Genomic DNA, 22,554 nt, shown 5'->3' with positions numbered 1-22,554 from the left:
GTTTTTATAAAAGAGGAGATTAGATTGAATAATTTTGAAATAAAAACCAAAGTAAAATTTGGAGTAGGTTCTTTAGAATATTTACAAGAGATAAAAGATAAAAAAGTGTTGGTTATAACAGACCCTTTTATGGTTAAATCAAAAACTATAGATAAAATCTTAGTAAATTTAAAACACAGTACATATGAAGTATTTAGTAATATAGTACCAGACCCACCTATAGATACAGTAGTACAAGGCATAGAAGTATTAAAAAATATAAAGCCAGATACAGTAATAGCTTTAGGTGGAGGTTCTGCAATAGATGCAGCCAAAGCTATAAAGGACTTTTCAAAGCAAATTTTAAGCACTAATGAAATCGAATTTATTGCTATCCCAACAACAAGTGGAACTGGCTCAGAAGTAACATCATTTTCTGTAATCACAGATAAGCAAAAAGGTGCAAAGTATCCTCTAGTGTCAGATGAATTAATTCCAGACATAGCAATACTAGACCCAGAGTTGGTTAAAACAGTGCCAGATTTTATAACAGCAGATACTGGAATGGATGTTTTGACACATGCATTAGAAGCATATGTATCAGTAAATGCTAATGATTTTTCTGATGCACTTGCTGAAAAGGCAATAAAACTAGTATTTGAATATTTATTGAAAGCATATAAGGATGGAAACGATTTAGAGGCTAGAGAAAAAATGCATAATGCATCTTGTCTAGCTGGAATGGCATTTAATCAAACATCATTAGGAATAAATCACTCCATAGCACATGTTCTAGGTGGAAAGTTTCATATACCACATGGAAGAGCAAATGCAATATTATTGCCATATATAATAGAATACAATGCTAATATCACAGGATATTCAAATACATACTACTCATTATCAGCAAAAAAATATGCACAAATATCAAAGTTAATAGGTCTTAGTAGCTCAAACACAAGAAGTGGTGTAAAGAGTTTAATTAATGAAATAAAAAAACTACAAAAAGAATTAAACATGCCAACTAAATTGAGAGAATGCAATGTAAATTTGGAAGAACTAAGTAATTTACAGAGTGAAATAGCAGTTTTGGCTATTCAAGATGGATGTACTAGTGCAAATCCTAAAGTTCCCATAGAAGAAGACATAATAGAAATACTAAATAAAATTAAGTAAAAATGTGATAAAAATTAGGGGGCAAAATTGAACGAAGAAACTAAACAAAGAATTATACAAGAATATGTTCCAGGAAAGCAAGTAACACTTGCTCATATAATAGCTAATCCAAATGAGGATATATACAAAAAGTTAGGATTAATACTAGATAGAAAAGATGCAATCGGTATTCTTACAATAACACCGAGTGAAGCTTCAATAATAGCAGCAGATGTAGCAACAAAATCATCAGATATAACGCTTGGATTTATAGATAGATTTAGTGGGTCTTTAGTAATATCTGGAGATGTGAGTTCTGTAGAATCTGCATTAAATGAAGTATTAGAAGTGTTAGGTGAGATGTTGAATTTTTCATCAACTAAGATAACGAGGACATAAAATGAAAAATATAATTTTTATGGGAAAAACAAGTAGTGGAAAGACGACTCTTTGCCAAAAACTAGATGAGCTAGAGATTAAATATAAGAAAACACAGTCAATAGAAATTTATAAAAATGCAATAGATACACCAGGTGAATATATGGAAAATAGAGCATTGTATAATGCTTTAATAACTACAGCTGTAGATGCTAAAGTAGTGGCTATAGTTTATGATGCAACTCAAGAAGAAAATTATATGGCACCAGGTTTTGCAAGTATATTTTGTAAAGAAACTATAGGCATTATGACTAAGATAAATAAATTAGATAAAAATCAAATAGATTTAGGAATAGAAAGATTAACGTTAGCAGGAGTCAATAAAATATTTAAAGTAGACACAATAGATGATGTAGGTATAGATGAATTATTTGAATATTTAAATGAGATAAGCTCATTGGAAGAAAAATATTGATAGTCTATAGAACAATCTAACTTCTTTGTTTAAGAAATACTTTTAAATTATGAGGTGAGAAAATGAGAGAAGAGTTATTAAGTGTTGGGATAGATATTGGGACAAGTACTACTCAACTAATATTTTCTAAATTGATAGTTGAAAACACTGCATCTAGTTTTTCAGTACCTAGGATAAGTATAATAGACAAAGAAATTGTATATAAAAGTGAAATATACTTTACACCTCTTATCTCCAACAATGAGATAAATGGAAATGAAATAAAAAACATAGTTGATAGTGAATATAAAAAAGCAAATATATCTAAAGAAGACATACATACAGGTGCAGTTATTATAACTGGAGAAACTGCAAGAAAAGAAAATGCAAATTATGTACTTCATAATTTAAGTGGGTTTGCAGGAGACTTTGTGGTGGCAACAGCAGGACCAGATTTAGAAAGTATCATATCTGGCAAAGGAGCAGGGGCCCATATTTATTCTAAAAATCATTCAACTAATGTTGTAAATTTAGATGTAGGTGGAGGAACTAGCAATTTAGCTTTATTTAAAAGAGGTGAAGTATTAGATACTGGCTGTCTAGATATAGGTGGGAGACTTATAAAAATAGACAAGCATAGTAAAAAAATAACTTATATATCACCTAAGATAGAAAAAATCATAAAAGATTATAATTTAGGTCTTCAAATAGGAACTATAGCAACCATAGAAAACACAAAGCCAATAATAGATATAATGGTTGATTTAATATTACAAAGTATAGGAATAAAAAAGAAAACGAGTCTATTTGAGTTTATGGTAACTAATAAATCTATAAATTTAAGTGAAAAGATAGATAACATATCTTTTTCTGGTGGGGTCGCTGATTATATCTACTATGATAAAAAAATAGATGAATATTTTAAATATGGAGACTTAGGTATTTTATTAGGGCAAGCGATAAAAAATTGTGATGAACTAAAAAAAATAAATGTAATAATTCCATTAGAAACTATTAGAGCTACAGTAGTAGGTGCTGGTTCTCATACTACTGAAGTAAGTGGAAGTACTATAACTTATACAAGTGAAGATTTTCCACTTAAAAACTTACCTGTTTTAAAACTATCACGAGAAGAAGAAACTAGCAATGAAAAGGCATTAAGTGAAAGTATAAAAAATAAGTTAAATTGGTTTAAGTTAGAAAATGACTTACAAAAAATTGTTATCGCTATAGAAGGAAGTAAAAATCCAAGCTTTTTAGAAATTCAAGAGTATGCACGTGGATTAGTGAGTGGTATGGAAGAAATTATAGAAAATGACTTGCCATTTGTAGTAATTATAGAAAATGACATGGCAAAAGTATTAGGACAATCTATTTGTGCAGTTTTAGATTACAAAAAAGATATTATTTGTATAGATAGTATTAATGTTGAAAATGGAGACTACATAGATATTGGAAAGCCAATAGCTGAAGGTAAGGTGTTACCTGTAGTAATAAAGACATTAGTTTTTAATTAAAAAAGGGGGTAAGGAGATGATTTTAAAGACAAAATTATTTGGGCGTACTTATCAGTTCAAAGGATTATATGATGTAATGGCAAAAGCAAATGAAGAAAAGTCTGGTGATAAGTTAGCTGGTCTTGCAGCTCAAAGTGCCGAAGAAAGAGTGGCAGCAAAAGTAGTTTTATCTCATATAAAATTAGAGGATATAAGAAACAGTCCCGCAGTTCCTTATGATGAAGATGAGGTCACAAGAATAATTCAAGATGGAGTAAATGAAAAAGTTTATAGTGAGATAAAGGACTGGACTGTTTCAGAACTTAGAGAGTGGCTATTAGATAGTGAAACAAGTAGTTTAGATATAAAAAGAGTTTCAAGAGGATTAACTTCAGAAATGATAGCAGCAGTTGCAAAGCTAATGTCAAATATGGACTTAGTTTATGCAGCAAAAAAAATTAAAGTTACAGCTCATTGTAATACAACAATAGGAGAAGAAGGTACTTTATCAGTTAGACTTCAACCAAATCATCCAACAGATGACCCAGATGGAATACTTGCATCACTTCTAGAAGGATTAACTTTTGGAATAGGTGATGCAGTACTAGGATTAAACCCAGTTGATGATTCAGTTGAAAGTGTAACTAAAGTATTAAAGAGATTTGAGGAAGTAAAACAAAAATATAAAATACCTACTCAGACTTGTGTGTTGGCACACGTTACAACACAAATGGAAGCTATAAGAAATGGTGCTCCAACAGATTTAATATTCCAATCAATAGCTGGTTCTGAAAAAGGAAATGAAGCTTTTGGATTTAATTCAGAAACTATTGAAGAAGCAAGAAATTTAGCTTTAAAGCATGGAACAGCTACTGGTCCAAATGTAATGTACTTTGAAACAGGGCAAGGCTCAGAGCTTTCTTCAGAAGCACATCATGGGATAGACCAAGTTACTATGGAAGCTAGATGTTATGGATTTGCTAAAAAGTTTGAGCCGTTTTTAGTAAACACAGTAGTTGGATTTATAGGGCCAGAGTATTTATATGATGCAAAGGAAGTAATGAGGGCAGGACTAGAAGACCACTTTATGGGTAAATTACATGGATTACCAATGGGTGTTGATGTTTGCTATACAAACCATATGAAAGCAGACCAAAATGATATGGAAAATTTAGCGATATTATTAACTACAGCTGGATGTACATATTTTATGGGCATACCTCATGGAGATGATGTAATGCTTAACTACCAAACTACAGGATACCATGAGACAGCATCACTTAGAGAAATGTTTGGACTTACAGGAATAAAAGAGTTTGATGCTTGGATGGAACAAATGGGCTTCTCTAAAGATGGTAAATTAACAGAAAAAGCTGGAGATGCATCAATATTATTAGGGTAGGAGGTCTTAAGTATGAATGAAAAAGATTTAAAAGCATTAGTAGAGCAGTTAGTAAATCAAATGGCTGGTCAAATTGATTCTAGTGTTGTAAATGAAGTTGTTGAAAATACAGTAGACAAAGTAAATAAAAGTACAATAGACGATGATGCTTGCATAGAAGATATAACGGAAGTAGATTTAAAAAAGCAATTATTAGTAAAAAATCCTAAGGATGCAGAAGCCTATTTAGATATGAAATCTAAAACTCCTGCAAGAATAGGTATAGGTAGATGTGGAGCTAGATATAAAACAGAAACAGTTTTAAGATTTAGAGCAGACCATGCTGCTGCACAAGATGCTGTTTTCTCTTATGTAGATGAAGATTTTGTGGAAAATAGCAACTTAATAAAAATAGAAACTTTATGTAAGGATAAAGATGAATTTTTAACTAGACCAGACCTTGGAAGAAAGTTTTCAAGTGAAACTATAAATTTTATAAAAACACAAATAGGAACAAATCAGAAGGTATTAATAATGGCAGGAGATGGACTAAGTTCAGCTGCTATAGAAGCCAATTCAAATGACTGTATTATGGCTATAAAGCAAGGTTTAAAGATGTATGGAATTGAAGTAGGAGATATTGTATTTGTTAAACATTGTAGAGTTGGGGCTATGGACCATTTAGGTGAAGAGTTAGACTGTGAAGTTGTATGTGTGTTAATTGGAGAAAGACCAGGTCTTGTTACAGCAGAATCTATGTCAGCATATCTTACATATAAGCCTAAAGTTGGTATAGCAGAAGCCAAGAGAACAGTGGTGTCAAACATCCATAAAGGTGGAACTACTGCTGTTGAAGCAGGTGCACATATAGCTGAACTTATAAAAACAATTTTAGATAAGAAAGCTTCTGGAATTGATTTAAAATAATAACTTAAAGGAGTACAAGTTATGAAAAATGATGTAATTCGTCCTAAAATACTGGGAATTAAAATGATTTCAAACATAAGTCCAGAAATGGCAAAAAAGTTAGAATTAAATTCTGACCATAAAAGTTTAGGGTTTATAACTGCTGATTGTGATGATGTGACATATACTGCCCTTGATGAAGCAACTAAAGCTTCAGAAGTTGATGTTGTATATGCAAAGTCAATGTATGCAGGTGCTACAAATGCTTCAACAAAACTTGCTGGTGAGGTATTAGGTATAATAGCAGGACCAAGCCCAGCTGAAGTAAGAAGTGGATTAAATGCAGTAGTTGATTTTATGGAATACGGAGCAACTTTTATAAGTGCAAATGATGATGATTCAATAGTATATTATGCTCACTGTGTATCTAGAACAGGAACATATCTTTCTAAAGTGGCAGGAATCAAAGAAGGAGAAGCCATAGCTTATTTAGTAGCACCACCTTTAGAAGCTATGTATGCACTAGATGCAGCATTAAAAGCAGCAGATGTAAGTCTATGTGAATTATTTGCACCTCCAACTGAAACAAACTTTGGTGGAGCATTACTTACAGGTTCTCAATCAGCTTGTAAAGCAGCTTGTGATGCTTTTGCTGAAGCTGTTAAATCTGTAGCTGATGACCCAACAAGGTTTTAAAGATAAATGAATGCTGTAGGTTTAATAGAAGTAATAGGATATGTTGCTGCAATAGAGGCATGTGATGCATGTGTAAAGTCTGCTAGTGTAAATATACTTAGCATTGAAAAAGTAGGAGCGGGAATAGTTACATTAACAATAGTTGGAGATGTAGGCGCAGTTAAATCAGCTATAGAAGCTGGAGAAGTAGCTGTAAACAAGGTTGGAGTATTAAGAGCAACTCATGTAATACCAAGGATACATAAAGAAGTAGCTGATAATTTATTTAAAAAAGAAGAAAGAATTACTCAGAAATATAATGAAGTTAGCGAAATACCAATCAAAGAAAATATGAAGATAGAAGAAAATGAAGATACAAATGTAGAAGCTTTAGAAGAAGATGTAAAAGTTGAAGAAAATGAAAATACAGAAACCTTAGAAGAAGACATAAAAATTGAAGAAAATGAAAATACAAATATAGAAACTTTAAATGAAGTAAAACCAGTAAAAGATGAGGTCACTAATAATAGAAATTTATTAAATATGAATATAAAAGAATTAAAAACTTTAGCTAGAGAATACGATTCTTCTTTGACTAATAAAGAATTAAATTCTTTGAGAAAAGAAGACCTAGTAGATTTAGTTTATAAATTGATTAGAGAGGATAAATAAAGATGGAAATTTTAGATAAAGATTTATTATCTATACAAGAAGTTAGAAATCTTGTAAAAAAAGCTAAAGAAGCTCAAGTTAAACTTTCCAGAATGAGCCAAGAACAAATAGATAAAATAGTTAAGTCAATGGCAGAGGCAGCATATGAAAATGCCGCTAAATTGGCTAAAATGGCCAATGAAGAAACTGGGTTTGGAAAATATGAAGATAAAATAGTTAAAAATACATTTGCATCTAAAATGTTATATGAAGCAATAAAAGATATGAAGACTATTGGGATAATAGGTGAAAATAAGGCAGAAAGAACGGTTGATATAGCTACACCAGTAGGAGTAGTAGCAGGGCTTATACCATCAACAAATCCAACATCAACAGTAATCTACAAAGCTATGATTTCTATAAAATCAGGAAATTCAATAATTTTCTCACCACATCCAAATGCAAAAAAATGTATACTTGAGACTATAAAAATAATAAGTGAGGCAGCTATAAAAGCAGGAAGTCCAGAGGATATTATATTAGGTATAACTAATCCCAGCCTTAAAGGTACTAATGAATTAATGAAGCATAAGGATACTAAACTTATTTTAGCAACTGGCGGAGAGGCTATGGTTAGAGCTGCTTATTCATCAGGAACACCTGCCATAGGAGTAGGACCAGGAAATGGACCAGCATTTATAGATAAGAGTGCAGATATTAAGTTAGCAGTTAAAAGAATATTAGATTCTAAAACTTTTGATAACGGTGTAATATGTGCATCTGAACAATCTATAATAGTAGAAAAATCTATGGAAGATATAATTGTTAATGAACTGAAAAATCAAGGGGCTTATTTCTTAAATGAAGAAGAAAGTGAAAAGCTGTCTAAATTTATATTAAGAGCAAATGGAACAATGAATCCTCAAATAGTTGGAAAGAGTGTAGAAACACTTGCTAAATTAGCTAATTTAAGTAATGTGCCAAGTTATGCTAAAGTACTTATAGCAAGAGAATCTAGAGTAGGAAATGATGTAGCTTATTCTAGAGAAAAACTGACTCCAATACTTGCATTTTATGTAGAGGAAAATATTGAATCTATTATGCAAAAATCTAGAGAGATACTTTTAAATGAAGGTGCTGGTCACACATTCTCAATGCATGCTAATGATGAGGAACTTGTAAAGAAATTTGCACTTAATATGCCAGTATCAAGAATAATAGTAAATGCACCATCTGCACTTGGAGGAATAGGTGGAGCAACAAACTTATCACCAGCTTTAACATTAGGGTGTGGAGCTATAGGTGGAAGTTCAACTTCAAATAATGTAGGACCATTAGACTTATTAAATATAAAGAAAATAGCCTATGGAGTTAAAGAAATAGAAGAACTTAGAGGTACAAATTCTAAAGTAGAAAAATCAATATTTGACTCTATGGATAGAGAAGAACTAATAAATGTATTAGTAAAAAAGATAGCTTTAGAGCTATGTTAGATTTTGAAAAACTAAAATAATTTTAAAAAATATTAATATAAAATTTTGGAGGTAAGCATTATGGCAAATGCAAACGCATTAGGGATGATAGAAACTAAAGGATTAGTAGGAGCAATAGAAGCAGCAGACGCAATGGTTAAGGCTGCCAATGTTCAATTAGTTGGAAAAGAGCAAGTAGGTGGAGGTTTAGTTACAGTAATGGTAAGAGGTGATGTTGGAGCTGTTAAAGCTGCTACAGATGCAGGTGCTTCTGCTGCGGAGAGAGTTGGAGATTTAGTATCTGTTCATGTTATACCAAGACCACACTTTGAAGTAGATGCTATATTACCAAAAGTAAATGTTGATTAATAAGTTTATATAGTAAATAAAATTTAAATTTGATAAAAAGGGGATGTCAATATATTTTGAGGGGTCCCCTTTTATACATCTAATAGGAGATGTGATAAGATGAGTGTTTTAACAGAAAATCAAATAAGAAAAGAAATGCGTGAAAATAAAGGGAATATAACTGAATATTACATTGAAAAAGGTCAAATTATAACTCCTTTAGCAAAGTCTTTTTTAGCCGAAAAAAAGATTGAAATAAAATATATTGATAATATTTCAAATGAAAATAATAAAAATAATAAGAATAAGAATAAGGAAGCTATAAAAGAAACAGTAAGAGAAGAATCTTATAAGTACAAAACTGTATTTGGAGCTAAGTTAAATGAAAAGCCAGAACATATGACTCATTTAAATGGAGATATATTAGTATTTAAAGACCATAAAAGGATAATTTTAAGGGGAAAGATAGACTCGTTAGAATCAAAAATACTAGAAGTTCAAGTTTTATGCAACAAAAAGAGTCTTGGAAAATTAGTAAATGAATTACAAGAAATATTAGAGTTTGTAAGGAAAATAATGAGATGTGAAGTGTTAGAAGAAAAATTAGATAGCTTTAAGCTTTTAGGTCTATCTGAAAAAGAGTTGAGAGAGCATTCTCATAATCCTAAAAAATATTTTGGTATAGGTCATGAATTTCCAACTTATAAAATGGGTGAAGAAGTAGTACTCATAAATAGTATAAGAACTAGTACTAGGGAAGCTGAACTCTGTGCATATGAAGCGTTTAAAGGTGAATATGGAGAAGTTGAGAGAGAAGATTTAATAAAAGCTCTTAATAGATTGTCATCAGTGTTCTGGATTATAATTTATAAAATAAGAACTGGACAATACCAGTAGTTGGGGGAAGTTTATGGAAAACCTATTAAATGAAATAGTAAAAGAAGTAGTAAGTAGAGTTAAAAAAGAAGTATTTATAGAAGTTGAAGCGTCAGGAAGACATGTACATTTAAGTGAAGAAGATGTAGAAAAATTATTTGGTAAAGGATATATATTAACAAAATTAAAAGATTTATCTCAACCAGGTCAATATGCTTGTAAAGAAAGAGTTACAATAATTGGACCAAAGGGTACATTAAAAAATGTTGTAGTTCTTGGACCTTGTAGAAAGAAAACACAAGTAGAAATATCACTAACAGATGGTTCCATATTAGGATTGAAGCCACCAATAAAGCAAAGTGGAGATTTAGAAGATACCTTAGGTATTAAAATAGCTACAGAAAAAGGAGAGATTGAACTTCAAAAAGGTCTTATGGTAGCAAAAAGACATATACACATGTCGATAGAAGATGCCAAAAAATTTAATGTGGGAGACAATGAGATAGTTGAAGTTAAAGTATTTGGTAAAAGACCTCTAATATTTGATGATGTAGTTGTTAGGGTTAGCGATAAGTTTAAAACTTATATGCACATAGATTACGATGAGGCAAATGCATGCGCATATTCAAAAGGAAGTATTGCAAGGATAATAAAGAGATAGCTATATATCTAGAAAGGAAAGCTTATGGATTACAACAATATTATAGAGATTATAGTAGAAGAACTTTACAAAAAAATAAATACTATGAATGCTGGATATATAGAAAATGAAAATAGAAAAAAAGTAATTATATTATATGAAAATGATAAAAGTAAATTTGACTTATTAAATGATAAGTTTAATATAGAAATGTTTGATAGTGCTACAAAAGATTGTGATGCAGTAATAGTATCAAAACTTTGTATGAGGGGTATTTGCAACTTAGCATTAGGAAATAGTTTTTCAAATGAAGAAAGATTTCTATTAAAAATGCTTATGAAAGGTAAGAAAGTATATGTGTTAGATGAAGGAATAGAATACAAACTCTATAAAGACACTGCACCTAAAGCACTATACAATAAATACAGAGCTTATGAAGAGGATATTTGTAGGTATGGAGTAAAGATTATAAAGAATTTAAATGAGATAACATTAAGTGAGGAAACGTTTAATAAAGAAATATTGAATAAAGAAATATTGAATGAAGAAATATTGAACGAAGAAAAAGTAAAAATAGATGATAATTTTAGCATAGATTTGACACAAAAAAGGCTTATATCTGAGTCTGATTTGAGAAAGCCTATGATAAGTGGAACTAAGGATATTATCGTAAGCAAAAATAGTATAATAACTCCATTAGCTATTGATTTTATAAGAATACATAATATAACAGTAAAAAGAATATAGTGGAGGAGACTTATGGAAATAGGAAAAATAGTTGGTAATGTATGGGCAACAAGAAAAGATGAAAAGTTAAATGGACAAAAATTCTTAGTTGTGAAACTATTAAATGCTAAAGATACATATAAAGAAGGTTTTTTAGTAGCAGCAGATAATGCAGGGGCAGGGAATGGAGATTTAGTTCTTATAACTAGAGGTTCTGCTGCTAGAACTTCAATAGAAAGACAGAGTGTTCCAATAGATGCAACTATAGTTGGTATAGTCGATTCTCTTGAATTTGCGGATGAATAACAAATGAGTAAAAGTATTGGTGATATAGAGATATAAGGTTAAGGAGGTAATAAGAGATGGATATAAGTACATTAAACAAAGATATGTTGGAAGTCTTAGTTAGACAAATAATAGAAGAAAATTTAAATGGTTCTAAAAATAATATAGATTTTAATAGACACAAAGATATAAGTGGAATAACTTCTATAAAATTACCAAGAGTAAAGGTAGATGAAAGTAATAGATTAGATACTGGTAATCCAAATGATATAGTTTATACAAAAGATTTAATTACTTTAGAAGAAAGTCCAAGACTAGGTTGTGGAATTATGGAAATGAAAGAAACAACTTTCGATTGGACCTTAAATTATGATGAAGTAGACTATATAATAGAAGGAACTTTAGACATATTAATAGATGGAAGAAAGATAACAGCATCTGAAGGGGAGCTAATACTCATACCAAAAGGAAGTAGTATAAAGTTTTCAGTACCTAATTATGCTAGGTTTATATATGTAACATACCCAGCAGATTGGGAATCACAAAAGTAATAAAAAGACTATGGAGAAAAGTAAGTAAAAAGGCTATGATAAGCTAACAATCATAGCCTTTATGTAATAGACTATATTTTTTTTACTGGAACTTGAATTTCCATAAGCGTTTCATTTAAGTAACTAGTAAGAGTCACATCTATTTTAAATATTTGATAAATATCGCCATTAAGGCATAGGTTGTGCTCACTCATATACTCTTTTATAAAATCAAAAGATGGATGGTATCTTTCAAGTTCATCACCATCATAATACATAGAAAGATATAACCCCCCTGGAACAAGTTTTTTTAAAGAGGACTTTATATCATCATCTTCTATGAATATAAATGGAGATAAAGGAATATAATCTTTAGATTCGTCTAAAATTAAATCATTACCATAAGCACCCACTCTATCGCTTGCAACAATTGGAGCAATCTCATTTAAATGAGATTCCAATTCAGTTACAGCAAGAGCTAATTCATGAGGTCCACCAGTTGGTTTATCAAAGGTAATCATATATCTATCTGGAAGTGTAAGTTCTGTAATTGTATTTACTGGAGATAGAGAATCTAGTTGTTTTAAAAATTCAACCTTTTTATTTAATACCTTTTCAAGCTCTATTTTTTCTCTGATTTCTGAGTGAAGTGTTTCTTGGTATTTTTCAAAAATTTCAATAGATTTTTTGAAATTTCTGTCATTAAAATAACTTGTAATATCATTAATACACATTCCTAATTGTCTTAGTTCTTTTACAGTTCCTAACTCTTCATATTGAAGAATAGAGTAATATCTATATTTAGTATTAGGGTCTACGTAGTTAGGTTTTATAAGATTTATTCTGTCATAATATCTTAGTGTTTCACTTGTAAGGTTTCTAAGTTTTGCTAATTGGGTAATTGACAAAAGTTTATTATGCACAATATTTACCTCCTATTTTAAGCTAAAAATTTTTAAAAGGAAAGATAGGCTTTTAATAGACGTCATATAAGGTGTTTAAATAAACTTTTTAGGAAAATGTAAACTAATTTAATTTGATAATACTAAATTATATTAATTTTCTTAACATAATAATACCAAAAAACAGGCAAAAAGTGAAGTATAAAGAACTGATTTTCTATGACCATTTTTATGGGAAAGTAAATATTAATTGAATGGTGAAGTGTTTGGTATCACTTAGGTTGTAACTAAGTAATTTATTTTATTAAAAAGCATACAATAATAATATTTTATATCAAAAAAGTAGTATTTAGTCAGCATTATTAATTTATATTAAAAAATATAAATTAAGTACTATGAAATTTTAATATTAGATGTAGCATAAAAATAATATTTAATATACAATAAAATATAAAAACACATATCCTAGAAAGAAGGTATAACATGGGAGAATTGAGAAAAATTCCTGGGGTAGGAAAGGAAACTGAAAAAGACCTAATAATGTTGGGATATACAACAATTGAATCCCTTAAAGATGCCAATCCAGAAGAGTTGTACCAAAAAGAATGCTTAATGAGTGGGCAACATATAGATAGATGTCAACTATATGTATACCGCTGTGCAATATATTTTGCATCAACAGAAAACCCAGACCCAGAAAAACTAAAGTGGTGGTATTGGAAAGACTAAAGAATAATTATGAAGGATTAAAGAATAATTATAAAAGACTAAAGAATAATTATAAAAGACTAAAGAATAATTATAAAAGACTAAAGAATAATTATAAAAGACTAAAGAATAATTATAAAAGACTAAAGAATAATTATAAAAGATTAAAGAATAATTATAAAAGACTAAAGAGTGATTATAAAAGAGTTAAATATCAGTTTTGAATAATAATTAAAACTATTATTTAGCTCCTTTATAATACCTCACTCATCATATGTATCTTAACATAATATGTATTTCAATCAATGAATTAAATTAATTAAGAGAATCATTTAAAGATTTTTCTTCAGCTAGCCATTTTCTGCATTGTTCAATCTTTATTGTAGGGTCAAAACCTTGCTCTTTCCCCATATTTGAAAGCATATCACAAGGAAAAGTATCACATTCTCCACAATGATTAAGTTCTTTGCTTTCACAGCAAGTCTTAACCTTACATTCACCACCCCAAAATGGACCTTTCATTTGAGTACATCCTTTACAATTTACTTTCTCTTTTCTTGCACAACTGTTACAGAGTACACCACATCTTGATTCAAACATATAAACTCTCCTTTTCTAACACTTAAATATATTATAAAATTCTTTTAATTCTTCCTTTTCATCTGAGGATAATTGACTTTTTCTGATGCCTTGAATTGCACCTTCTAGTGAATATAGACGGTTAATACATGCAGAAGCATCAATAGATTTTATTTTTAACCATGCCTGCTTGCTACCTATTTCCTTTAACTGTTCATAGGTTGTGATTCCAACTTGGTTTAATTGAACCTCAACTACAGGACCTATATTTGGTAATTTAGAAAGTTCACCCATTATATCACTCCTTATCTCTTAAATATTAAATAGAATTACTAATCATAATTTATAACTACTATTCAAAAAATTCCTTTGCATATTCTACAGTACCAGACACTTCTTTCAATCCATTGTCTAGTAGTTCTATAGCCATAAAATTTTCATCTGGCACTTCAAATGGAGCTTTTATATTAAACTTACTTGCTACTTGATAGCCAAACTTAGGATAATATTTGTCATGACCTAAAACTACACAACCTTTATATCCTTTTGACTTTGCAATTTTATGTCCTTCTTTAATTAACTTTGAACCTATTTTTTTACCTTGGACACTTGGAGAAACTGCTACTGGTGCTAGTGCAAGTAGCACATCATTTTTAACCTTTATTTCTGTAAATAGAATATGCCCAACTATATCTCCATCATCTTCAGCAACAAGTGAAAGTTCTGGAACAAATCTAGTACTATTTCTTAATCGATTAACAAGGTTTTGTTCATCATGGTCAGAAGATTCTTCATTTGCAAATGCAGCTTTAATGACTTCATATACTTTATCTTTGTCACTGGCTTTTTCTTGTCTAATTATCATTTTAATTTATCCTCCTGTGGATTAAATTTTTTTATCTGTTATATTAAAGCTAATTCTATTAAGGTTAATTCTAGAAAATGAAAATAGCAGTGTACTATAGCCTTATCAATAGTTTTATCACTTTTCATAATAAAATGCATTACACCAAGAATAGTTATATCCTCTAATTTTTAACCATTCAGGAAAGGAAATTTTTTTGCTACTTTCATCATATTGAAACCATAAGTCATATAATTCTTGATAGTATGTTTTTTCTTTTAAATATTCATCATAATAATCTAGGTTTCCTTTATATTTTGTAAGTAGTCTATCTAATTCCTCTAAATCTTCTTTAATATTTTTTTTAGGGTTTAGAATTACACTTTCTTGTATATGATGAGAAGCAAACCATAACTCATCTATATATTTATTTAATAATAGTTCGACAGATTTAATATCTGTGTCATCTAATTTTAAAGCATCTTTTAGCATATCCTCAGAAGAGTAGTATCTATATTTATCATAATTCTCTTTATTTAAAGAAATAAATAGATTTAATTGATATCCCCACCTAAGAAAAGGCATTTCTTTATTTAAAACAGCTTTTTCAACTATTGGAAAAATTAATTTGACCACTAAAAGTTGTTGAAATTCTTTTATGTTGTTTTTATCAAAACGCTCCTTACAAATATATGTAACAAAATGCTTTTGTTTATTTTCAGGTAATTTTAATATGTAGTCGATTAAAAAGTCTAGTTTTTTGTTTGCTAATTTCTTTAATCCTGTATTTCTTGTATTTGCATATTCATTCCAAAGTTCTGTTATTTTGCTATCTTCATAATCTATAGTGTTCATTTATTGCCTCCAAATTATATCAAAAATCTTTAAATAGAAGTATCAAGATTTAGTACATGTATAGATAGTTATACATTAATATTAATGTGTAAATATTCAGTTATATAAATATTATCGATAATTAAATACCAATATTGATATGTAAATATTAAGCTATTTAAACAGATATCAATTGAACAAAATTAAATTTACTTATATATCTTTTATATCTTTTTTATATAGATTAGATTTTTCATCATAACAAAATTGATTTGCTTCTAAAACTTTTATAGATGCTACATTCGTTCTTGTTTCCTCGATTATTGGGTCAGCTACAATACGAACGACGTTTTTATTTTCTTCAATCACTTTGTCAGAAATCAATTTTACCAACTGCTTTCCAATGCCTTTTCCCAACAGATTCTTTTCACCAATTAGATAGTCAATACCATACGTTCCATTGGGTTGTGGAATTTCTGAATCCTCAAGGGGACTTTGATTATAATTATAATATTGGCAAAAACCAATAGCTTTGTGTTCAGATTCAACAATGAAATGATGTATAAAGTTATATTCATTATTTCTACCTTTTATTTCATTTAACCAATCAGAAGCATCCCCAAACCATTTTACAATATATTCTTGATATAACCATGATTTAACCATCTCAATATCTTTTTCTTCTAATTTTCGTAATGAATACATTACTCATTCACCTCACCAATTCTAATTTCTAATTGTATACTTTGCTAACATAATGCGGAAACTGTATAATGCTTTCCTTGACTTTAATATTTAAAAATTTATGTAATACTATATAAAGTAGAAGTTTATAGATTAAAGAACATCCAATATAATAACTCGTTGATTACAACTTTATCGGTTGTGATTTTCATATAATCTTACTACCATGTATCTGGAATAGAATTCCAAATTATGATTATAGTAGTAAGTAGAATTAATAAAGTAACTAAGGATGTAACTAATATTGGTTTATTTTTTTTAATAATACCTACAAGTATACCTGCTATGAGTATTAGTATTAATAAAAAGATTATTCCACTAAATGTAAGCATAGTTATATTTCCTCCTCATAAAATATAGGCAAGCTTTTTTATATTTTACCATACTACATCATGAAAGTCTTTTTTATTGATTAGATGGTCAAGAGGTGATTTGAATTATTTATCATACATACTTGATTTATTATAATACAAGAGGATGACACCATCTTGTCATATATAATTTTATTGTAAGGTTAAGATATAACATCATTTTTTCTAAAGTTTCTCTTAGCGATTTCAGAAAATATTATAGTAGTGGCAAATGCAACACATATTGTAACTATAGTATCATTAACGTTTAAAGCAGATTGTTTTATAATACCCATAGCACTTCCTAACATAGAGTATGGGAAAAATATACCAATAGAAGGTTGTGCTATTAGTAAGCCCATTCCAAATAGAGAAAGGCAAAGACTGATACCAATAGGAGTAGCAAAACTTCTAATCTTTATAGATAGGTATAGTTGTATAGAAGCTATTGAAATTGAAATAATCCAACCCTTAACAATCCAGCCAGTGAGTTCATTAGGTACACTTTGGGAAAATCCAATCATATTTCCAGCAACTATGTAAAAAATAACGAAAACAATTTGAGTGATAGCCGTAAGTATTGAAATAACTATAAGTTTAGATAAAAAAATGTTTTTTAAATTGATTGGAAGTGTCATTACATTATTCCAATTATGATTCATATGTTCAAGTCTGCAAACATAGGCACAAAAGATTGCTATTAATATAGGAAAGAAAAACTCACCATAAAATAGACTAACTTGAGTCCACAAGCTATACCATTCTTTCTTAAGGATATCTTGATTTAGATAAAAGTTTCCAGTACCAATTAGCACACTTAGAAGTGGTAAAGCCAATAATATATACCATATAAAAGAATTTTTTAACTTTAGGATTTCTCCCAAAACTGATTTTCTTAACATTTAAATCCCTCCTATATTTCCTTTTTTAATAAATGATTTTTTCCAATATAATAAATTAACATTCCAACAAAGAAGATTAAAACAGTCATTGAAAAATTCATATTTACTTTGTAAACTGATGAACCAAGGGCAGTGTCATAAGCATAATTTAGAGGCGTTAATTCTATGTAATAAGACCATATAAATAATCTACGAATACCTTGAAAAAATAGTCCTGATGTTAAACCTATAAAGCTACCTAACATACCAAGTGTAACAGCAAGCATTTGATTTTGGAATACAGTTGCAACCCATTGGTGCAGTGCTATTATAGCTATACTAACTAGTATCGTACCTAAGGTATATTTGACAATTAAGGACATAGAAAATGGTTCGATAAAGTCCTTAAAAGATGCAAAACCTAAAATAGCCAATATTTGTATAAGTATAGATAATGATATCAAAATAGTAGAGCATAAAAATTTAGAAAAATAAATACTATTTAAGGGTGTAGCAGAAGACTTTAAAAGTTTCCATGTATCTCCTTTATGCTCTATATCGCTTATTCGGGAAGTAATTATTGATATTAAGATAGGAAAAAATAATCCATTTAAACTTGTAAAACTCATAATCATGTATGAATATTCAAATCCACTTAGCATGTCTGGATTCTTTGTAAGAGCTCTACTTGAATTCATGATACACCATATTATTTCAACAGCTACAAATAAAAATGTCATCAAAATAATTTTCTTTCTTTTAATTTTATAAAATTCTAAACTAAGATATTTCATTATAAAGTCACCGCCTTGCCAGTAAGTTCAAGGAATATATCCTCTAAGCTCTTTTTATGTTCTTCTATTCTAAATACATCCATATTTGAATGTACAAGTATGTTATTTATTTTAGCTACATCTGTATCTTTTAAATTTTCAATAGTTAAATATCCATCTTGTATAAGTGACATATATCCTTGTGTATTTAAAAGTTTTTGAGCAGATATTGGATTTTGTGTTTTAATAGCAATATGACTTTGACCTTTATCATGAAGTTCTTTTATACTATCTTGAAAAACAAGTTCACCATGATTTATTATTCCTATTGATGTGGCGATTTGGTCAATTTCACTTAGAAGATGACTAGAAATAAGAACTGTCATGCCATATTTTTCTGGAAGAGATTTTATTAGTTCTCTAATTTCTTCAATTCCAGCTGGGTCAAGTCCATTTGTAGGTTCATCAAGTATCAATAGTTTTGGAAACTTCATTATTGCCATGGCAATGCCAAGGCGTTGTTTCATACCTAGTGAATATTGACTGACCTTCTTATTTTTCTGATTTTCTAGTCTTACTATTTTTAAGGCTTCATGTATATTTTTTTTAGGTAAATCTAATAGTCTTTGCATAATAGTCATATTTTCAAGCCCTGTCAAGTGTCCATAATATGATGGAGATTCTATCAATGAGCCAATATCATTTAAAATTGATATTCTGTTTTTATCATTTAACTCTTTACCTAAAATACTAATATTTCCTTGTGTAGGTTTTGCAAGTCCAAGTAGCATTTTAAGAGTAGTAGATTTACCAGCACCATTAGGGCCTAAAAAGCCATATACAGCTCCTTTTGGTACTCTAAGGTCTAAGTCTTTTACTCTAAATATTTTATTGTATTCTTTTGAAAGTCTGTTTGTTTTAACTATCATTTCCATATGTTTTATCCTCTTTTCTATAATTTAGTATGAATTTTTATGACTTACATATAGTAGTGTTTGTAGCTTATATTAATACAATAAAGTACTTACATTTCAGATAGCTGAAGTTTACCTTACGATAACCTTAAATAGTCTATTGGGGTAAAGTTATAAAAATGGGTATATGATATACTTATGGAGGGTGATGATTATGGAAACAATAAAGGATAAAAAAATACTTGTGGTTGATGACCATAAAGAATTATTAAAAATGATAGATGAAATCTTAAGAAAAGATGGATTTAATAGAATTTTTCTAGCCTCTAGTTATGAAGAAGCTGTGAAAGTATTTAAAAATATAAAACCAGACTGTGCAATTTTAGATGTAGTATTGCCAGATGGAGATGGATTTTCTATTATGAGAAAAATTAGAGAGACGTCTAAGATACCAGTTATTTTTCTTTCTGCAAGAGGAGAGGATGAAGATAGATTGATTGGTTTGGGTTTAGGAGCTGATGATTATATAGTAAAGCCATTTTTACCTAAAGAACTTACTTTAAGGTTAATAGGTATACTAAATCGTGTATATATTCCTATGGAAGAAGAGGAGTTGCCAGTATTTAAACTAGGAGATTCTGTTGTTGTAAATTTAAATACTGCATGTGTAAAAAAAGATGGACAAGAAATATCTTTAACTGCTAAAGAACATTCCCTGCTTTTAAAGTTGTATGAAAATAAAGGGCGAATTGTTACTAGTGATGCACTATGTCAAGCTATATGGGGGGATGACATGTATGGGTATGAAAATACTCTTATGGTACATGTTAGGAGAGTTAGAGAAAAGATAGAGGAAGCACCATCTTCTCCTAAGCATCTTCTTACAGTAAGAGGGCTTGGATATAAATTAATTGTTAATTGATTTATGCCATATGAAGATTTCAAGAGGAGTGATTTAACTTTGGATAGTGTAAAATATATATTGAGGCGATTTATAGGTTCAAGTATCTTGATTTCATTATTTCTAATTATCTTAAACATAACAGGATTTTTGATATTTTCATACGTAACCTTTATATATCCATACTTGGGAGAATCGGATATAAGCACTAGCAGAGAGACTAAAGCAAATTTAATGATGCTTGAAGAAAAGTTAACCTCAAAAGATGGTAAATTTGTTTTGGATGAATCTAGCAAAGATGTGTTACATAAAAAGCAAGCTTGGGCGATGTTAATTGATGATAATGGGGACAGAATATGGGAGTATGATTTACCCAAAGAAATACCAAAGCATTATACTTTAACGGATGTAGCTAAATTTTCAAAATTCTTTTTAAAAGACTATCCTGTGTATGTATGGGAGCATCCTGAGGGGCTTCTAGTTACAGGATATCCAAAAGACAAGTATACTAGGTTTAACCTTACTTATACCATTAGAGAAATAGAGCAATTTCCAAGGTTAATATTAGTTATGCTTTTGCTTAATGCAATAATTACTTTTTTAATAGCTTTGTTCATAGGATTAAAAATGGTAAAATCTATAAAGCCAATTATTACAGGGATGAAGCTTATTTCAAAGGGCGAGCCAGTATTTCTTCAAGAAAAGGGAATACTTAGTGATATTTCAAAATCTATTAACTCTGTATCTAGAGAATTACAGGAAAAAAATGCAAAGCTTAGAAAAAGAGAAGAAGCTAGGTCTAATTGGATTGCAGGAATATCTCATGATATAAGAACACCACTTTCAATGATAATAGGATATGCTGGAGAGCTTGAGGAAAGTAAAAATCTTTCTCAAAGAGAACATGAGCAAGTATCTATTATATGTAATCAAGGTATTAAGATTAGGGAATTAGTAAGCGACCTTAACTTAGTCTCTAAATTGGAATACAATATGCAACCATTGGATTGTGGTAAAATTAGAGTTTCTGTTTTCTTGAGAGAGGTTGTTTCTGATTTTATAAATAATAATTTGGATAATAACTTTTATATTGAGATTAATATATTGGATGAAGATATTATTATAGATGCAGATAAAAAGTTATTAAAAAGAGCTATTAGCAATTTGATACAAAATAGTATAACTCACAATCAACATGGGTGTAATATAAATGTAGTTTCAAGGTCTGATTTAGATTTTTGTTATATAACTATTGAAGATGATGGAAAAGGTATGAGCAAAGATAAAATTAGTTATTTATTGAATAATCAATATAATTTGAGTGATGCATATGCTAAAGGTCAGAATCATGGTCTGGGTCTTTTAATAGTAGCAGGTATTATAAACGCACATAAAGGTAAATTAAATATCACAAGTGATGATTGTCATGGTATAAAAATAACTTTAAAATTACCACTAGTAAAGTAAAATTTTATGATAAAATAATAAATAAGCGTGAACAATGAAAATATTTTGAAAATAATTTTATTATTTATTGACAAAAATGTTCTATCGTAGTAGAATAAATATAAATTCTTTTCTTGTCAAGTTTTATTAAATAAAATAGTAACTTTTGCTTTATGCGCTTAGAGCTAAGTTACTCATGGTATCAAAATTTTCATAGGAATAATATATTTTGGAATTATTGTAAGACTGTTAAACTCTTTAAATAGTTCCCTTTTTTTTAATATTTTTCAATAATACTTAAAATATTATTGACAAAAATATTCTACTAAAATAGAATTATAATATAGTAGTTTTTAATTTTGAGAAGAAGATAATCAGATTTTAAGAGCAGATTTAATTAGAAGAACTTTTATGTAATTATTAGAGGAATATTTTATTAGAACCTTGTATTTAGAGCGAAAGAGCATCTTAAATAGACATTTTTTGACCATATAAACTCTACTAAAGTAGAGTTTTGGTGTCTGATTTTTAGTGATATAAAGTATAGATGTCTAGATATGTTGAATTAAATTAGAGCTATAAAGAGCTGTTGAGGAAAAGGTTTAGATTAGAAAAATCATAAATGAGAGATTCTTTTTTTAAAAGCTAGAGAAGCAATAAGTCAAAATTAAAAGAAGTAAGATTACTAAAATATAAATGCTTAAAACTAGAAAGAAAAATTTAAAA

28 protein-coding genes are annotated in these 22,554 nt (G+C 29.2%); 18 read left to right on the top strand and 10 right to left on the bottom strand.

The window, feature by feature from the left end:
* Nucleotides 1–24: 24 nt before the first annotated feature.
* From JJC01_17115 to JJC01_17045, 15 genes are all read left to right on the top strand, one after another.
* Nucleotides 25–1,155 carry an iron-containing alcohol dehydrogenase gene (locus tag JJC01_17115; protein ID UDN57863.1) on the top strand — a complete coding sequence of 377 codons (1,131 nt, stop codon included), beginning with the start codon at nucleotides 25–27 and terminating at the stop codon, nucleotides 1,153–1,155.
* Between the two features lie 27 nt (nucleotides 1,156–1,182).
* The gene (locus JJC01_17110) at nucleotides 1,183–1,533 is read left to right on the top strand and encodes a BMC domain-containing protein (protein UDN57862.1); all 351 of its coding nucleotides are present in this window, start codon (nucleotides 1,183–1,185) and stop codon (nucleotides 1,531–1,533) included.
* A 1-nt stretch (nucleotide 1,534) separates the two neighbouring features.
* Complete coding sequence (gene eutP, locus JJC01_17105; GenBank protein UDN57861.1) at nucleotides 1,535–1,987, top strand: EutP/PduV family microcompartment system protein; 453 nt, start codon at nucleotides 1,535–1,537, stop codon at nucleotides 1,985–1,987.
* Between the two features lie 62 nt (nucleotides 1,988–2,049).
* The gene (gene eutA / locus JJC01_17100; GenBank protein ID UDN57860.1) at nucleotides 2,050–3,483 is read left to right on the top strand and encodes an ethanolamine ammonia-lyase reactivating factor EutA; all 1,434 of its coding nucleotides are present in this window, start codon (nucleotides 2,050–2,052) and stop codon (nucleotides 3,481–3,483) included.
* A gap of 16 nt (nucleotides 3,484–3,499) precedes the next feature.
* Entirely contained in the window at nucleotides 3,500–4,864 is a 1,365-nt protein-coding gene (locus tag JJC01_17095) for an ethanolamine ammonia-lyase subunit EutB (GenBank protein ID UDN57859.1), read from the top strand.
* A gap of 12 nt (nucleotides 4,865–4,876) precedes the next feature.
* Nucleotides 4,877–5,770, top strand: a complete 894-nt coding sequence (gene eutC, locus JJC01_17090; protein ID UDN57858.1) for an ethanolamine ammonia-lyase subunit EutC — start codon at nucleotides 4,877–4,879, stop codon at nucleotides 5,768–5,770.
* Between the two features lie 21 nt (nucleotides 5,771–5,791).
* Nucleotides 5,792–6,445 (top strand): ethanolamine utilization microcompartment protein EutL, encoded by a 654-nt coding sequence (gene eutL, locus JJC01_17085; protein UDN57857.1) that lies wholly within the window; start codon nucleotides 5,792–5,794, stop codon nucleotides 6,443–6,445.
* Nucleotides 6,446–6,451: 6 nt separating this feature from the next.
* Complete coding sequence (locus tag JJC01_17080) at nucleotides 6,452–7,096, top strand: BMC domain-containing protein (GenBank protein UDN57856.1); 645 nt, start codon at nucleotides 6,452–6,454, stop codon at nucleotides 7,094–7,096.
* 2 nt (nucleotides 7,097–7,098) lie between these two features.
* Entirely contained in the window at nucleotides 7,099–8,568 is a 1,470-nt protein-coding gene (locus JJC01_17075; protein UDN57855.1) for an acetaldehyde dehydrogenase (acetylating), read from the top strand.
* A gap of 60 nt (nucleotides 8,569–8,628) precedes the next feature.
* Complete coding sequence (locus tag JJC01_17070; GenBank protein UDN57854.1) at nucleotides 8,629–8,916, top strand: BMC domain-containing protein; 288 nt, start codon at nucleotides 8,629–8,631, stop codon at nucleotides 8,914–8,916.
* 99 nt (nucleotides 8,917–9,015) lie between these two features.
* On the top strand, nucleotides 9,016–9,792 hold the full coding sequence (locus JJC01_17065; GenBank protein UDN57853.1) for a cobalamin adenosyltransferase: 777 nt from the start codon (nucleotides 9,016–9,018) through the stop codon (nucleotides 9,790–9,792).
* A gap of 13 nt (nucleotides 9,793–9,805) precedes the next feature.
* Nucleotides 9,806–10,432: a phosphate propanoyltransferase gene (locus JJC01_17060; protein UDN57852.1), complete on the top strand. Its 627-nt coding sequence runs from the start codon at nucleotides 9,806–9,808 to the stop codon at nucleotides 10,430–10,432.
* A 24-nt stretch (nucleotides 10,433–10,456) separates the two neighbouring features.
* On the top strand, nucleotides 10,457–11,158 hold the full coding sequence (locus JJC01_17055; GenBank protein UDN57851.1) for a TIGR02536 family ethanolamine utilization protein: 702 nt from the start codon (nucleotides 10,457–10,459) through the stop codon (nucleotides 11,156–11,158).
* A 12-nt stretch (nucleotides 11,159–11,170) separates the two neighbouring features.
* Nucleotides 11,171–11,443 (top strand): EutN/CcmL family microcompartment protein, encoded by a 273-nt coding sequence (locus JJC01_17050; GenBank protein ID UDN57850.1) that lies wholly within the window; start codon nucleotides 11,171–11,173, stop codon nucleotides 11,441–11,443.
* A 62-nt stretch (nucleotides 11,444–11,505) separates the two neighbouring features.
* Nucleotides 11,506–11,973, top strand: a complete 468-nt coding sequence (locus JJC01_17045) for a DUF861 domain-containing protein (GenBank protein ID UDN60206.1) — start codon at nucleotides 11,506–11,508, stop codon at nucleotides 11,971–11,973.
* 71 nt (nucleotides 11,974–12,044) lie between these two features.
* Here JJC01_17045 and JJC01_17040 read toward each other — a convergent pair whose 3' ends face one another.
* Entirely contained in the window at nucleotides 12,045–12,860 is an 816-nt protein-coding gene (locus JJC01_17040) for a MerR family transcriptional regulator (protein UDN60205.1), read from the bottom strand.
* Nucleotides 12,861–13,337: 477 nt separating this feature from the next.
* Between JJC01_17040 and JJC01_17035 the strand changes: the two genes are divergently transcribed.
* Nucleotides 13,338–13,583, top strand: a complete 246-nt coding sequence (locus tag JJC01_17035; protein UDN57849.1) for a Pathogenicity locus — start codon at nucleotides 13,338–13,340, stop codon at nucleotides 13,581–13,583.
* A 294-nt stretch (nucleotides 13,584–13,877) separates the two neighbouring features.
* On the opposite strand, the gene JJC01_17030 is transcribed toward JJC01_17035, so the two are convergent.
* From JJC01_17030 to JJC01_16990, 9 genes are all read right to left on the bottom strand, one after another.
* Entirely contained in the window at nucleotides 13,878–14,162 is a 285-nt protein-coding gene (locus JJC01_17030) for a DUF3795 domain-containing protein (protein ID UDN57848.1), read from the bottom strand.
* Nucleotides 14,163–14,177: 15 nt separating this feature from the next.
* Nucleotides 14,178–14,435, bottom strand: a complete 258-nt coding sequence (locus JJC01_17025; GenBank protein UDN57847.1) for a TfoX/Sxy family protein — start codon at nucleotides 14,433–14,435, stop codon at nucleotides 14,178–14,180.
* A gap of 58 nt (nucleotides 14,436–14,493) precedes the next feature.
* The gene (locus tag JJC01_17020; GenBank protein ID UDN60204.1) at nucleotides 14,494–15,012 is read right to left on the bottom strand and encodes an N-acetyltransferase; all 519 of its coding nucleotides are present in this window, start codon (nucleotides 15,010–15,012) and stop codon (nucleotides 14,494–14,496) included.
* Between the two features lie 111 nt (nucleotides 15,013–15,123).
* Nucleotides 15,124–15,840 carry a hypothetical protein gene (locus tag JJC01_17015; GenBank protein UDN57846.1) on the bottom strand — a complete coding sequence of 239 codons (717 nt, stop codon included), beginning with the start codon at nucleotides 15,838–15,840 and terminating at the stop codon, nucleotides 15,124–15,126.
* Nucleotides 15,841–16,032: 192 nt separating this feature from the next.
* Nucleotides 16,033–16,524 (bottom strand): GNAT family N-acetyltransferase, encoded by a 492-nt coding sequence (locus JJC01_17010; GenBank protein UDN57845.1) that lies wholly within the window; start codon nucleotides 16,522–16,524, stop codon nucleotides 16,033–16,035.
* Between the two features lie 200 nt (nucleotides 16,525–16,724).
* Entirely contained in the window at nucleotides 16,725–16,895 is a 171-nt protein-coding gene (locus JJC01_17005) for a hypothetical protein (GenBank protein UDN57844.1), read from the bottom strand.
* A 182-nt stretch (nucleotides 16,896–17,077) separates the two neighbouring features.
* Entirely contained in the window at nucleotides 17,078–17,815 is a 738-nt protein-coding gene (locus JJC01_17000; protein ID UDN57843.1) for an ABC transporter permease, read from the bottom strand.
* 11 nt (nucleotides 17,816–17,826) lie between these two features.
* Nucleotides 17,827–18,588 carry an ABC transporter permease gene (locus JJC01_16995; protein UDN57842.1) on the bottom strand — a complete coding sequence of 254 codons (762 nt, stop codon included), beginning with the start codon at nucleotides 18,586–18,588 and terminating at the stop codon, nucleotides 17,827–17,829.
* Entirely contained in the window at nucleotides 18,588–19,502 is a 915-nt protein-coding gene (locus JJC01_16990) for an ATP-binding cassette domain-containing protein (protein UDN57841.1), read from the bottom strand. The genes JJC01_16995 and JJC01_16990 overlap by 1 nt, the downstream gene beginning before the upstream one ends.
* A 193-nt stretch (nucleotides 19,503–19,695) precedes the next feature.
* Between JJC01_16990 and JJC01_16985 the strand changes: the two genes are divergently transcribed.
* Both JJC01_16985 and JJC01_16980 read left to right on the top strand, forming a co-directional pair.
* Nucleotides 19,696–20,403 (top strand): response regulator transcription factor, encoded by a 708-nt coding sequence (locus JJC01_16985; GenBank protein UDN57840.1) that lies wholly within the window; start codon nucleotides 19,696–19,698, stop codon nucleotides 20,401–20,403.
* Nucleotides 20,404–20,442: 39 nt separating this feature from the next.
* Entirely contained in the window at nucleotides 20,443–21,849 is a 1,407-nt protein-coding gene (locus JJC01_16980) for a HAMP domain-containing histidine kinase (GenBank protein ID UDN57839.1), read from the top strand.
* Nucleotides 21,850–22,554 lie beyond the last annotated feature (705 nt).

Origin of the sequence: Clostridioides sp. ES-S-0010-02, assembly GCA_020641055.1 — a bacterium.
Taxonomy (GTDB): Bacteria; Bacillota; Clostridia; order Peptostreptococcales; family Peptostreptococcaceae; genus Clostridioides.
Note: the sequence above shows the minus strand (reverse complement) of the source record. Positions and strands in the feature narration are given on the sequence as shown.

What these genes read in the sequence shown, in the direction of transcription:
- JJC01_17065 (UDN57853.1), top strand. Translation starts at nt 9,016, where the DNA reads ATGAGTGTTTTAACAGAAAATCAAATAAGAAAAGAAATGCGTGAAAAT.
- JJC01_17080 (UDN57856.1), top strand. Translation starts at nt 6,452, where the DNA reads ATGAATGCTGTAGGTTTAATAGAAGTAATAGGATATGTTGCTGCAATA.
- JJC01_16995 (UDN57842.1), bottom strand. Translation starts at nt 18,588, where the DNA reads ATGAAATATCTTAGTTTAGAATTTTATAAAATTAAAAGAAAGAAAATT.
- eutP (UDN57861.1), top strand. Translation starts at nt 1,535, where the DNA reads ATGAAAAATATAATTTTTATGGGAAAAACAAGTAGTGGAAAGACGACT.
- JJC01_16990 (UDN57841.1), bottom strand. Translation starts at nt 19,502, where the DNA reads ATGGAAATGATAGTTAAAACAAACAGACTTTCAAAAGAATACAATAAA.
- JJC01_17070 (UDN57854.1), top strand. Translation starts at nt 8,629, where the DNA reads ATGGCAAATGCAAACGCATTAGGGATGATAGAAACTAAAGGATTAGTA.
- JJC01_17075 (UDN57855.1), top strand. Translation starts at nt 7,099, where the DNA reads ATGGAAATTTTAGATAAAGATTTATTATCTATACAAGAAGTTAGAAAT.
- JJC01_17025 (UDN57847.1), bottom strand. Translation starts at nt 14,435, where the DNA reads ATGGGTGAACTTTCTAAATTACCAAATATAGGTCCTGTAGTTGAGGTT.
- JJC01_17005 (UDN57844.1), bottom strand. Translation starts at nt 16,895, where the DNA reads ATGCTTACATTTAGTGGAATAATCTTTTTATTAATACTAATACTCATA.
- JJC01_17095 (UDN57859.1), top strand. Translation starts at nt 3,500, where the DNA reads ATGATTTTAAAGACAAAATTATTTGGGCGTACTTATCAGTTCAAAGGA.
- JJC01_16985 (UDN57840.1), top strand. Translation starts at nt 19,696, where the DNA reads ATGGAAACAATAAAGGATAAAAAAATACTTGTGGTTGATGACCATAAA.
- JJC01_17050 (UDN57850.1), top strand. Translation starts at nt 11,171, where the DNA reads ATGGAAATAGGAAAAATAGTTGGTAATGTATGGGCAACAAGAAAAGAT.
- JJC01_17035 (UDN57849.1), top strand. Translation starts at nt 13,338, where the DNA reads ATGGGAGAATTGAGAAAAATTCCTGGGGTAGGAAAGGAAACTGAAAAA.
- JJC01_17000 (UDN57843.1), bottom strand. Translation starts at nt 17,815, where the DNA reads ATGTTAAGAAAATCAGTTTTGGGAGAAATCCTAAAGTTAAAAAATTCT.
- JJC01_17030 (UDN57848.1), bottom strand. Translation starts at nt 14,162, where the DNA reads ATGTTTGAATCAAGATGTGGTGTACTCTGTAACAGTTGTGCAAGAAAA.
- eutA (UDN57860.1), top strand. Translation starts at nt 2,050, where the DNA reads ATGAGAGAAGAGTTATTAAGTGTTGGGATAGATATTGGGACAAGTACT.
- eutL (UDN57857.1), top strand. Translation starts at nt 5,792, where the DNA reads ATGAAAAATGATGTAATTCGTCCTAAAATACTGGGAATTAAAATGATT.
- eutC (UDN57858.1), top strand. Translation starts at nt 4,877, where the DNA reads ATGAATGAAAAAGATTTAAAAGCATTAGTAGAGCAGTTAGTAAATCAA.
- JJC01_17015 (UDN57846.1), bottom strand. Translation starts at nt 15,840, where the DNA reads ATGAACACTATAGATTATGAAGATAGCAAAATAACAGAACTTTGGAAT.
- JJC01_17055 (UDN57851.1), top strand. Translation starts at nt 10,457, where the DNA reads ATGGATTACAACAATATTATAGAGATTATAGTAGAAGAACTTTACAAA.
- JJC01_17060 (UDN57852.1), top strand. Translation starts at nt 9,806, where the DNA reads ATGGAAAACCTATTAAATGAAATAGTAAAAGAAGTAGTAAGTAGAGTT.
- JJC01_17010 (UDN57845.1), bottom strand. Translation starts at nt 16,524, where the DNA reads ATGTATTCATTACGAAAATTAGAAGAAAAAGATATTGAGATGGTTAAA.